The 13,466-nt window shown below is 45.0% G+C and carries 3 protein-coding genes and 1 pseudogene; 3 read left to right on the forward strand and 1 reads right to left on the reverse strand.

Going from position 1 to position 13,466, the window contains the following annotated elements:
- The first annotated feature begins 199 nt into the window (after positions 1-199).
- The 3 genes from LGZ99_RS09790 (at position 200) to LGZ99_RS09800 (ending at position 12,432) form a co-directional block, all read left to right on the forward strand.
- Positions 200-7,237 (forward strand): Tc toxin subunit A-related protein, encoded by a 7,038-nt coding sequence (locus LGZ99_RS09790; protein WP_262979081.1) that lies wholly within the window; start codon positions 200-202, stop codon positions 7,235-7,237.
- 327 nt (positions 7,238-7,564) lie between these two features.
- Entirely contained in the window at positions 7,565-9,214 is a 1,650-nt protein-coding gene (locus LGZ99_RS09795) for a condensation domain-containing protein (RefSeq protein WP_036837006.1), read from the forward strand.
- Between the two features lie 86 nt (positions 9,215-9,300).
- Positions 9,301-12,432 carry an amino acid adenylation domain-containing protein gene (locus LGZ99_RS09800; protein WP_036837008.1) on the forward strand — a complete coding sequence of 1,044 codons (3,132 nt, stop codon included), beginning with the start codon at positions 9,301-9,303 and terminating at the stop codon, positions 12,430-12,432.
- A gap of 606 nt (positions 12,433-13,038) precedes the next feature.
- Here LGZ99_RS09800 and LGZ99_RS09805 read toward each other — a convergent pair.
- Positions 13,039-13,466, reverse strand: a pseudogene (locus tag LGZ99_RS09805) (ISNCY family transposase); the annotation flags it as partial.

Below are 13,466 nucleotides of genomic sequence, written 5' to 3' on the forward strand. Positions count from 1 at the left end.
ATAGTGGGTATGAACTGATAACTATCAGGAAAATAAGTGGTTATCAGATTTGGCATGTTAATAGGGCTTAATAACGAATGATTTACATTTTAGCTTTAAAGATAAGCGAAATTTATTAAGCAGCGGTAGTAAGAACATCAATTACATTACTGCCTGTCATTTATTGAAGTACCCATCCACATAACAAAGAGGACGTGTTATGAGTTTTGCATTCGATATGGCGGATTATCATATTTTCACTGAGAAGTTAGGCATTACCACGTTAAGCGAAATTGCCGGCTTTTCCTTTGAGCAAGTGTGCGAGGCTGCTGCCGGCACGCTAAGTATGGGGGAGTGTCGAGCAGTATTTGATGCTGCGGTAGCCCAGCAATCGCTTGAAAACACGCAGGTACGCCGCATCCTGGCGAAAACTAATCCTCAGTTTAGGAGTGCGGTCACGCTGAATATTCCTGCTGCGGAAATGCAGTTTTATAGTAACGATTTTATCCCTGAACGTAATGAATCGTTTGTTAGGGAGGGGGATGTGGCATCTATGTTTTCCCCTGCGGCCTATTTGACTGAGTTATACCGTGAAGCGCGCTACTTACATGATCCAAACTCCTTTCACCATCTGGATAAACGCCGCCCGGATCTGGGGGAACTGGTCCTCAGTCAGCAAAACATGGAGGAGGTGGTTTCTACCCTGTCTCTGTCCAATGATATCTTGGTAGCGGGGATTAAGAAAAAATTCAGCTTGAAAACCGATGCTGAGGTGTACCAAAAGCTGGTTCACCATCTCTACAACAACCCACATGGTTCGTATCATGCAGCGTATGATGTTATTCGCCAGGTATTGGTCGCCAAGAAGGTGTCGTTGCCGACTTTGTTGTCACCGGATAACCGCCCGGATCAGGCTGACCGCGTGTTGCCGGTTGCTATGGAATTGGGGATTTCGCCTGGGAATTATGCACTTCTGAGCCAGAGCGGGATACAGAATAATGCTGATGTGTTGTACAAGAGGATGTTTGGTGATGTAGCCCCGGAATCGTTGCTGAATGCGCAGGCATTGGCTGGACATTATGGCCTGCCTGCGGCAATGTTTGAGAATATTCTGACTGTACTTGAACCGGAAGTGTCTGATACAGGAGGTCAATACATTGATGATGTTCTGACATATGTTGACTCAATTAAGCCGTTGCGATTTACCCGTATTACTCGCGTCAATAAGACAAATCCTGGGGCTCGTTCTTTAAATCCGGAGATCCGGGTGACTAGTGAGGGAGCTTTGCAACTGAGTTTTATTTGGAGCACAAATGCTGGGAATTTCAATGTGAAGGTCAATGGAGAGTCTGTATGGAACAGCTACGATACTGGGAAAGATCGGTATCAATCCCATACAGTTAACCTCAATTCTTCTTTGCTGACAGTGGATAGCCTAAAGGTTACGGTATTCGAATCTGATGTTGACCAAGGTTATTCTCATATTTTTACCATTGAACGCTACTCCTCCCGCAATGCTTTGCTGTATTTGAATAGTTTGGTATTACTGCATAGAGCTACCCAGCTTTCATTACCTACCGTCTTTCAGGTGGTTGAGCGTCATAGTAAGACCTTAAACGAAGCCATGTTGAACTCTCTGGATCGCGTTAAGCGTTATGTTACCCGTTACAATATCAAGGAAGAGCAGGCTTTGGTGCTTGCCAACTTCGATATTTCCCAACGTGTTGTTGACGGAAAGGCAAGTCAGTTTGATGTGTTGTTTAACACTCCACCTCTTGATGGCAAACATTATGTGCTGGGAGGTGACAAAATTGACACCAATCCTGGTAAAGGGCATAGCAACCATAACAAGAGCATATTAAAACGCGCCTTTAAGGTTGATGATGTCGGCTTCAATAAACTGCTCTATGTTGTTGATCCGATAGATACAGATGGATGCTTTGCCAATAATATCGGCAACATTTCGGATATGTATTGTGCGGCGCTATTGGCAAAAGTTCATCAGCTTTCTGTGGCTGAACTGGATGTGTTACGCAAAACGCTCGGTTACAGCAAAACAGCAATTTATGATGTTTCTGATGATGCACTCGCCACATTGGTGGATAACGTTTACCAAACTGTCACTTGGTTGCGTAAACATAATCTGAGCATGGTTGATTTGATGCTCATGACCACCTCTACCTATGACACCGCTCAAATTCCGGAAATCGAAAATCTGGTGAGCACACTGGTTACAGGTGTACAAGAAGCAACATTGACAGAGGACAAGCTTAAGGCTGCGATGGCCCCACATTTGGCGTCAGTCCTGGGGCTATCTTCCAGTGAAGTAGCACATAATTTATTGATTTGGCTGGATTCATTGGCTAAAGGCTCGGTAGATAGCATGTGGGGGATGATTCAGAATCTGGATACTGGCAAGCCGTTTACCGTTGATGGCAAAGTTATTACGTTCTGCCACCGGTTGGCTCAATTGTCACTGATTTATCAACGTCTGCAACTGAGTGAGCGTGAACTGGCATTGATCGTGGCGAAGCCGGTTTTGTTGCAAAAGGGTATGACCGTTGTCAACAACGATGTGCTTTCACTTATGACGTTGTCCCGTTTCCATCAGTGGATAATTAAGCTAGGAGCACAGGCATCATCAGTACTGATGTCGTTATTAAAAGAAACACTGACTGTAGAGCAGGTTGCTCAGGCAATGGCGGCAGACACCAAGGCCATGCAATTGGCGGCTGAACAGGTGAATTCGTCGCTGAAAGCTTCTCCATTACTGGATATGACCACTGTGGAGCGCGTATTGCAATGGCATGAGGCAGCACAGACGCTGGGTATTTCTCCGCAGGAGATCGCTCAATTGTATCGTCTGAGTTATGCCACATCGATAAAACAGGATGGAGCATTAATTGAAGGCACTCTCTACGAAGACTGGCAAAAACTGGCTACGGCACTGGTTGCACGTCTGAAAGAGACTCAACGGTTGGTGGTCATGAAGATCTATGATGAAAGGTTGAGCACTGCGCTGTGCGAATTCTATCTGAATCATGTCGTTGCCAAAAACTTTAATCTGCGTACCCGGGATGAGCTGTATTCCTATTTGCTGATTGATAACCAGGTGAACGCTGAGGTAAAAACTAGCCGGGTAGCTGAGGCAATGGCGAGTATTCAACTGTATGTTAATCGTTGCTTGCAGCAGTCCAGCCGGGAAGGGAGTGTTAAAACTGCCGCTCTGAGTCGATCTTTTATCAAAGAGTGGGAGATCTATAACCGCCGCTACAGCACTTGGGCTGGTGTATCCCAGCTAACCTACTTCCCGGAAAACTATGTCAATCCTACCCAGCGGATTGGTCAGACAAAGATGATGGATACCTTGTTACAGTCCATCAATCAGAGCCAGCTTTCGACTGATACGGTTGAAGATGCTTTCAAGGCGTATCTGACGGAGTTTGAGCAGGTCGCAAACCTATCGATTGTCAGCGCCTATCACGATGCTTTGAACCTGGACTCTGGCCTGACCTATTTTGTGGGCAAAAACCAGGATGCTACTCCGGCCTATTATTGGCGTAGTGTGGACCATGATCAGTTCAAGGAGGGGGTGTTCCCGGCTACGGCCTGGAAGGAGTGGAAAGAGATCACTTGTGCTGTTACGCCGATAGCGGACCTTATCCGCCCGGTTATGTTTAACACCCGTCTGCATCTGATGTGGCTGGAGCGCCGCGAGGATGCCAAGCTGCAACAGGTCAAAGAAAAACAAGAAGAACAAAAACCAGCCTGGGTCTATGAGTTAAAACTGGCATACCTGCGTTATGACGGAACTTGGAGTGCGCCATTGAGCTTCGAAGTTAACTTGAAAAGCGGGCTGCCAAAAGAGGCCGGTTTGTATTGTACGGTGTCCCGGGGGAGCAACGGTTCTCTACAGGTTATGGTGTATGAGAAACTTGGCCGGGCCAATGAATACACTGTTAGCCACGTCCATTATTCTTGTGCCATTGATGGGGGATTTCAACTTGTGTCGGCTATGGCGACCGATGCATTGGTGAGGGCGGTCAGACATGAGCTTGATACTATCGGGGCGCCCAGAGTCGCTAATCATTTCGCGTCTGGACAGTATGAATTTACAAGCGACACGGTAAAATTTACCGATAAATATACTGACAAGAAAATTACGTTGGTTGGACAGAGTATTACTAAGAATACAGAAACAAATAAGTACATATTTAAAGGTCAGCTCCGTGATGTCGCCGCTATGGCGCCCAGTAAGTCTCTGTTGTCACTACCATCGGGCATGAGACTGGAATTTACCCTGCGACAAGTGTTGCAACATGCTATGAACCGTAAAATCAGCAATATTTATCTGCTGCAAGCGGTGAAGGACAGTAACTATCTGACTCTGGGTTGGTTCTTGGGAAAAGGTAATGAAGGAGAATTCTTTTATGCTAAAGACCAGAGTTTTCCGTCCGTACGCTTATTTATAGATGGATATGCCAGAACTACCCTGAATGAAACAACGGGGAATATTCCGGGTTTTTCTAATATGTTGGGTAACATATGGGCGGGTGTCTCTCTTGAATCTGTTTCGGCAATCAAAGCTTTTTCCCCCATCACTTTACGTGAAACGCGAGCTTTCCCACTCATTCTTATTGCGGGTGGCGGCATTGACCAAGGAGAAGCAGGTCGCACGACAATTGAGGTTAATCCCGGTCAGACTACCTACGACGTCGAGTTTAATGTGGACTTGAAAAGTTTAGAGGAGAAAGAGCGTCAGAGTCTCTCCTTTGATCTATTGTGCGCTGATTTTCCTGATTTACTGTTGGCTGAGATTATGACCCGGCTGGTTATCACCACTAAAAAAAGCGATGAAAGCAACGTTATTCAGTTGGTAACAAATAAAGCTGGCGCCCAATATATGATGTGGGGGAAAGGAGGTGAATTTAAAACCCGTTTAAACACTTTGTTTGCCCGCGAATTAATGCGTCGCGCTAACCGGGGGCTGGATACCATTCTTAGCCTGGAGACACAGAGAATCCTTGAGCCTGCTCTGGGTATCAATGATGATAACCGATTGGATCAGGAGATGGACTTTGCTGGAGCCAATGCCCTCTATTTCTGGGAACTGTTTTACTACACACCGATGCTGGTGGCACAGCGTTTGATGCAAGAACAGAATTTTGATCAGGCGGCACGTTGGCTAAGTTATATTTTTAATCCTGGTAGCATCGATCCCAATGACAAACTCTGGAAAGTACGTCCATTGTTGGAAGATACCCGCTGGAATGACACGCCGCTGGATTCCACCAACCCTGATGCGGTGGCACAGGCAGACCCGATGCACTACAAGGCGGCTACTTTTATGCGTTTATTGGAGTTGTTGCTGGCCCGTGGGGACAGTGCTTACCGCCAACTGGAGCGGGATACGCTGACAGAAGCCAAAATGTGGTATATGCAGGCGCTGACATTGATGGGCAAAGAGCCGGTCTCTGCGGCTATCTCTTGGCAAGCACCGGCGCTGAAAGGGGCTGCGGAGCAATCAGCGACACTTTACTCAGCTAATTCTCTGACCAGGATATTCTATCCACAACAGAATGGACGCTGGGAAAGTTTGCGCCAGACATTCCAACAACGCCTGTACAACCTGCGTCACAATCTGACGCTGGATGGCCAGCTATTGAGTCTGCCACTGTTTGCTGAACCAGCTGATCCGGCAGCGTTACTCAGTGCGGCCACGGCATCTTCGCAAGGTGGAGTGGCTTTACCGACGGTCAATACCTTGAGCTTGCGTCGTTTCCCGGTCGTACTAGAAGGCGCTCGCGGGATGGTGTCACAGCTTTCGCAACTGGGTAGTACCCTTTCTGGGGTGATTGAACGTCAGGATGCAGAACAGATGGCGGTGTTGATGCAAACTCAGGGCAAAGAGTTGCTGGCTCAGAGCGTTGACATGCAACAAAAAAACCTGGATGAATTAGCTGAGGAGACGAAAGTACTGACAGCGTCGCTGGCGGGGGCTGCACAGCGTCACGCTCACTATAGCGCCCTGTACGATGAAGATGTTAACGTTGGCGAGCAAGCGGCTATGGGTCTGCGTATTGCTTCGGGGATGACCCAAACCGCAGCAAATGCGTTGTATACAGCAGCAGCGGTTGCCAATATGGTGCCAAATATTTACGGCATGGCAGTGGGTGGCAGCCAATATGGTGCTCTGCCGACGGCGATTGCTTTGGGGCTCCAGACTGCGTCGGCTGCGACATCTGCAACAGCGGACGCGGTATCCCAATCGGAAATGTATCGCCGTCGCCGCGAAGAATGGCAGATGATGCGTGACAGCGCGAAAGTTGAGATGACACAGATTGAGGCCCAGCAAGCCGCATTGAAGATACGTAAAGAGGCTGCATCGATGCAGTTGACCTACTTGACGACGCAACAGAAGCACCATCTGGCACAATGGGAGCTGTTGCAGCGTAAATTCAGTAATCAGGCGTTGTATAACTGGATGCGCGGACGCTTATCTGCACTGTACTTCCAATTCTATGACTTGGCTGTATCCCGTTGTTTACTGACTCAACTGGCTTTTAAATGGGAAACAAAGAACAAGACGCGCTTTATTAAACCGGGCGCCTGGCAGGGGACTTATGCTGGCTTGTTGTGTGGCGAGGCGTTGATGTTGAATTTGGCAGCGATGGAGTCGGCATATTTGGCTTGGGAGTCTCGCGCATTAGAGGTGGAACGTACGGTTTCTCTGGCGCAGGTATATCAATCTTTGGGTGAGAAGGCGAATTTTACGCTGTCAAACCAAATTGAAACGCTGCTGAAGAATAACCAAGATGCTTCCGTAGGCAATGAGGGTAATCAACTGAAATTGGCTGGTAATACCTTGTCAGCCACGCTAACCATCAAGGATCTGCAACTTAAAGATGATTATCCGGTTGATATGCAATTAGGTGATGTGCGCCGTATTAAGCAAATTAGCGTGAGTTTGCCCGCTTTGTTGGGACCATATCAGGATGTGCAAGCGACTTTAAGCTATGCTGGTGCTACCTCGCTGGCAAAAGGCTGCACGGCAATTGCAGTCTCCCGGGGTATGGATGACAGTGGACAATTCCAACTGGATTTCAATGATGGTAAATATCTGCCATTTGAAGGCATTGCGATTGATGATGCGGGTAAATTAGTCTTGCATTTCCCGAATACCAAAGGTAAGCAAGAATCCTTACTGAAAAGCTTAAGTGATATCATCTTGCATATTCGCTACACCATTCGTGATTAAATCCGCATTTATCTGTAATTAAAAATAAGAGAACAGGCTCCTTCGGGGGCCTGTCAAATGATCCATATGTGAATCTACTGGATATATTAATTCTTTTATCGAGTTTAGATGATGTACTCTCGACTTTAATCCTGCGGAATAAGGTTCATCTGCTTATTAAGTGGTTTTATCTAATTAATAAATATGGATATTTTCAAGAAATTTTAGTCATTAACATCGGGCTAATTCATATTCATGTTGCTTTATTTATCAAATAATAATAATTTTTATTATCATTTGTAATCATATTCTTGTTGTAGCTGATAATCTAAACTTTATGGAAACTAAATGAGAGAGCTAACGACCATGCAGGCCGCTTATTGGGTTGGCCGGCAATATGAACAGACGTTGGGCGGTGTTACCGCACATTTGTATGCAGAGTTTGATGGTACTGAACTTGATCTTGAACGGCTGAAAACTGCCGTACAGTATCTCTTTGATATCCATCCGATGTTGCGACTACGTGTTACACCGGATGGTATGCAAACCATAGAAAGTCTGTCTTCCAACGATAAATTGCACATTGATGATGTCAGTATCTGTGATGAAAAAGCCATTGCTGATTTTCTGGAAAGTAAACGAAAAAGTAAAACCCACCAGAAACTGGATCTTGAACATGGTCAGTCTATCGATTTGAGTGTCACCCTTTTAAAAGATGGAGACTTTCGCTTGCATATCGACCTGGACATGATTGCAGGTGATGCGCAAAGTTTTCGTATTCTCATGGAAGATTTGGCCCGGTTTTATCATCAGCCTGACCATCAACCGAAAAGTGGAGGAAGCACTTATTTTCACTATTTGGAGCGAATGCAGGCTGATAAATCTTTATTAACTTTACGTGAGCGCGATAAAAAATGGTGGAGTACGCGTATTGCGCAAATTCCACCAGCCCCTAAACTTCCTCATATTCATCGCCCTTTCCTAAAAGGAGAATACTTTAGTGATCGATTCGCGGTTCAACTGACTAAAGAAGAAAAGTTGTCGTTAAAGACAACCGCCAAAAAATATCAGATTACGCTGTCAACATTATTTCTGTCTCTTTTCGCGTGTACCGTGGGGATTTGTACGCAGTCTGACAAATTTAGATTAAATATGCCTACGTTCCAGCGAGAAAGTTACCTCCGTGATGTGGACAAAATTGTTGGTGATTTTTCAGATTTATCTATTTTAAGTGTTGAATTACAGCGTCATGAGCCGATGATTGCGTTATGCCGTCGTTTTGCTGATCAAATTGCTTTACTTCTTTCTCACCGTGCTTATCCGGGAGTCAGTGTTATGCGGGATCTCTCCAGATACCACGGTAACATGCAAATCTCGCCTATCGTTTTTACCTCCGGTTTTGGTATCAGTGGCGATAATTTATTATCCGAAAATGTAACCCGTGCTTTCGGTGAAATGGTCTTTGTTATTTCTCAAGGGCCACAAGTTGCCTTGGATGTCCAGATTGCGCCTGCTTATGAAGGGATTCTGGTCAACTGGGATGTTCGTCTGGATATTTTCCCTGAACCATATATCCGCAAAATGTTTGATACCTATCTCTCTTTGATTCGGATGATCATTCGTTCGCCTCAGTTGATAAACCAGTCTTTGGACTATTTTTTCTCATTTCATTTTTCTGCTTCGCATCAAGATGTGGGGACTGAAAAGGTGACATCCTCCTGTGTTGAGCAAATGCTCATTCTTCTGCTGTCCCGGCTGACGAACGAAGAAAATATCAACGCTCATACTGCTCTTTCAGCATTGGATATTGATGCTGATATAGCAGAAGAATTAACGGGATTTATTAACAAATATATCCCACAGGCAGAACTGATAATTGAAGATATTAAGGCTCATCAAACATTAAATGCACTGGCACAGACAATGACATTAAGATCGCGGGGAGCGGCTGAAAAGGCGGCTGAGGCACTAGTGAAAATCCTTAATCGACAGAAGTAATCTTTCTTTTTGAAAGATGTTAAATGTTTAGCTTGTTAATTAATTAGATTCTGCGCTTTCTCACAATCGAAAATTGAGGAAATATCATGGATACCGCACTGACACCATTACAACGCGCGTACCTGTTAGGACGAAGTGAATTGTTACCACTGGGTGGTGTTGCCATGCATGATTTCAGGGAATTCAGAGGTCATATCGAGTTTTCTGTTATTAAGGCCCGGCTCACCAGATTAGTACAGCAATATGATGCGTTACGTACCCATATAGATGAAAGTTCATTGGTTCAACATGTTTCCGATGCCATTATCCTGAATCTTGATGAAATTGATTTCACGGGTATCCCGCGTTCAGAGGCTTATCAAAAGATAGATGAGATGAGGCAGGCGTATTCTCATAAGATCCACGATCTTTCTCGTTCTCCCTGGCATATTTGGGTCATTAAATTGGCAGAGCCAGAAGATAAGGATAATGACCTTGTTACAACCGTGGTGTTCGTGAGCTTTGATGCACTGATTTTGGATGGCAGCGCTATCTCTCTCATCTTGTTTAAATTATTTGAGGAAGGTGAGAATGAGCAGAAAAGATCCAGGCCAACGGGAAATATCGCTCATTTGCTTCAACCGCCTTCTGTCTCGAAAAAGCAAAGCGATACTGAATATTGGTCAGAAAAACTAAAAGAGTATCCCGGCCCACCGGCGTTGCCCTGGAAGAAACCGCCAGAATCGATTAAATCCTCTCGCTACAGAAGGGAGAAGGTCACAATTCCCAGCGTGACGTTGAATCATTTGTCTAAAATCGCCTCATCTTATGGTCTGTTTCAAAATACGATTTTATCTACCATTATCCTGGAGATAATGTCATTTTGGACACAAGATAGTCGGTTATGTATCGGTGTTCCGGTTGCTATTCCCACCCAGAAAACGCAGTTCAGTAATGAATCTTCATTTGTCGCTGTTTGTTTTAAAAGAGACCAGGCGCCATTTTTAGAAAGAACGACAGCTTTTCAAAATGATATTTTTGCCTCTCTGGAACATCTGGATTTTTCCGGTGTTGATATTAACAGGCTGATATTCAATCAATATCAGACAGGTTTAGCGCTACCTGTTGTGCTAACGAATGGCTTGTCATGGAAAACATTGCCTGCATCTGGTGATGTCTCTTTTTATGATGGATTAACGCAGACGCCGCAAGTTGCGATGGATATTCGTTTGTCCCTGGATCAGGACAAAAATCTGGTGTTATCCATTGATTATGCAGAAAAAGCGCTGGAACAAAATATCGTGCAGGATATTTTACAAACCATCACTCAGGCAATAGCGCTGATCTGTCGTCAGGAAAAGCTCGCTGTGGATTTTTCTGAGGTGATTGATTATCACCATTACAAAGATAACGGTAATGACAGTGATTTTATCTGTTCAAATTTCCTGGCTCGTATTGCGGATAACCTATTGACGGGAAAATTAAAAAAATCCGCTATTATCTGTGGAGAGCAGCAGATTACATATTCTGAGTTGGGGGAGTGTGTTCAAAAAATAGTGAATAACCTGAATCGCTGTGGGATGCGTAAAGGCAGTGTGGTTGCGATTTGTTTGCCTCGTAGTCCTGAACATGTGATGGTGACAATCGCTTGTGCGCTTTTGGGGATTATTTGGGTGCCTATTGATGTGAATTCTCCCCCTGAACGTCTGGATTATCTGCTAACGAATTGCCATTCTGATCTCATTGTGAATACCGGACAGTTTAATCGTGATAAAACCATCACATTGGAAACACTGCTCACATCGGTTTCTGAAAACGTTTTACTCCCTTTAGAGACTTTATCATCACTGAGTCATTGCATTGAACCGGCTTATTATCTGTATACCTCCGGAACAACGGGTAAACCCAAATGTGTGGTGCTCAATAACAAGGCAACATCTAATGTTATCGGGCAAACGCTGAATAAATGGGAGGTTAAACAGGATGACGTGTTTATTTCCGTTACGCCATTACATCATGATATGTCTGTTTTTGACCTCTTTGCATCACTGACTGTTGGCGCAACACTGGTTATCCCTGAACCTCATGCAGAGAAAGATGCTATCCATTGGAATCGGCTAATTTCGAAGCACAAAGTTTCTATTTGGTGCTCAGTGCCTGCAATTTTAGAAATGTTAATTGCGTGCCAAAAGGGGGGATCTCTCTCTTCCCTCAGGCTGATAGCGCAGGGCGGTGATTATATTAAGCCTGCTCTTATCAAGGAAATTAGAGCGACATATCCTGATACCCGGTTGTTTTCTTTGGGAGGGCCGACTGAAACGACGATTTGGAGTATATGGCATGAAATTACGTCGGCGGATGTCAGCCTTATTCCTTATGGTAAGCCCCTGCCTGCAACTCAATATTTTATCTGTAATGATATCAATGAACATTGCCCAGCGTTTGTGACTGGCCGGATTTATACTACAGGGGTCAATCTTGCCTTAGGCTATCTGGAAGATGGTCTTGTTGTGCAAAAAGATTTTGTCACTATCACCTCGCCTGAAGGTGAACAATTAAGAGCATTCAGAACAGGGGATCAGGGCTATTACCGAAAGGATGGCACCATCATTTTTGCCAGCAGAGTAAATGGTTATATCAAAATTCGGGGGATTAGGGTATCTCTGCCTGATATTGAAAGTGAGTTATGTAAGCACCCACAAATCAATAATATTATCGTCGTTGATTATCCAAATGAGCAGAATGGCGATGCAACATTAGGCGCTATGTATACGACGCTAAATGGTCAGGAAATTCCCGTCTCAGAATTGCGGGATTATTCTCACAGGCTTTTACCCGTTTCTCATATACCAACGCGTTTTGCTCATATTCAGGCGTTTCCTTTGTCTGCAAACGGTAAAACGGATCGACATCAAATCAGAGCGTTCTTTACGCAACCGAAGCCGGATAATTTGGCTGATAAGCAGTCGGTTATATCGGAGAGCCAAAGAGTCAATAACAGCGCAGAGGATGAATGTTACCAATCGATCCTCAGCATTTATTTGCATACCATTGGTGCGCAGCCGTTAACTGGTTTGAATGAAGATTCTGAATTTTTAGCGCTGGGATTAAGGCCCTCTCATCTTAAAGAAATCGCTCGGTGCCTCACTGAAAAGTTTGATGTTATTCTGACGCCTCAGCTTTTAGTTAAATGCAGAAATGCCCGGCAGGTTTCCTCTTTGCTTTCACAAAGCATTTAACCTGTTTTTGCTAAGAACCGGGGGTCAAACTCCGGTTCAAATTGCTGACTTTTCAAATCATGATTTATTACGTGCTACCTGCTGTAGACGATGGTCGCAAGGTATACACCCACCGCAAACGTCAGTTTTCCGTTTATCCTGGAGGTCGAACGTGATGGCAGATTTATCCGCACCATCAAGGCTACGGATGAAGTAGAGGCCTGTCAGTCAGACATCCACAGACTAAAACAGTAACTTCCGTCCTATTCATTCCATCCATTGCGCCCCATATATTGTATAACGATTTCCAGATAGGAAAACACGAGAACGTTATTAACCTCAGCTCTGCTTAAGAACAGAGATTTCAGAAGCACGTAGATTCAGACTCGGTCTTATCGATTGGAATGTAAATGTGCCGCCTCTATGCGTTTCGTGCATTGACTCAAGCATTTTTATGCCGATAACGTATCAATAGTCAGTTTGTCAGACAGTTGTTCAAGCTCAGTCCGGTGATTTTCATCACCGTTTCAGGTCAATACTTATACTTCGGTGACTGTTCTGACAGTCACCGTAAAATCCTCTTTTAACATGAATCATTGAATACTGATTAAGAACTCTCAGCACGAGTTAGTGGCGTATTTGCTCAAGTTCGTTCTGGCTCAACCCGGTCATTTTCATTATCGTTTCACGGTCGACACCCATATCGATCATCGCCCACGCAACTTTCAGGATCCCCTGCTTTTCGCCTTTATGCAATCCTTCTTGGAGTCCTTCCTGCCGTCCTTCCTGACGCCCTTCCTGCCGTCCTTCCTGACGCCCTTCCTGCCGTCCTTCCTGACGCCCTTCAATAAACCCTTTCTGGTGCCCCTTCTGCTCCAGTTTCTGCGCTATTGTCATCAGTACCTCCTCATACCTCGGGGACTGTTCTGCCAGTCGCCGGATAAAACCCTCTGGATCGGCGGTATCTCCCGCCTGTAATAAGTAGTTTAGCACGCTTTTTAGCTGTTCATCCGTATAGTAATCATACGTCAGCAGTATGACCAACTCTTGCAGTA

Origin of the sequence: Photorhabdus temperata (assembly GCF_025384845.1) — a bacterium.
GTDB lineage: Bacteria > Pseudomonadota > Gammaproteobacteria > Enterobacterales > Enterobacteriaceae > Photorhabdus > Photorhabdus temperata.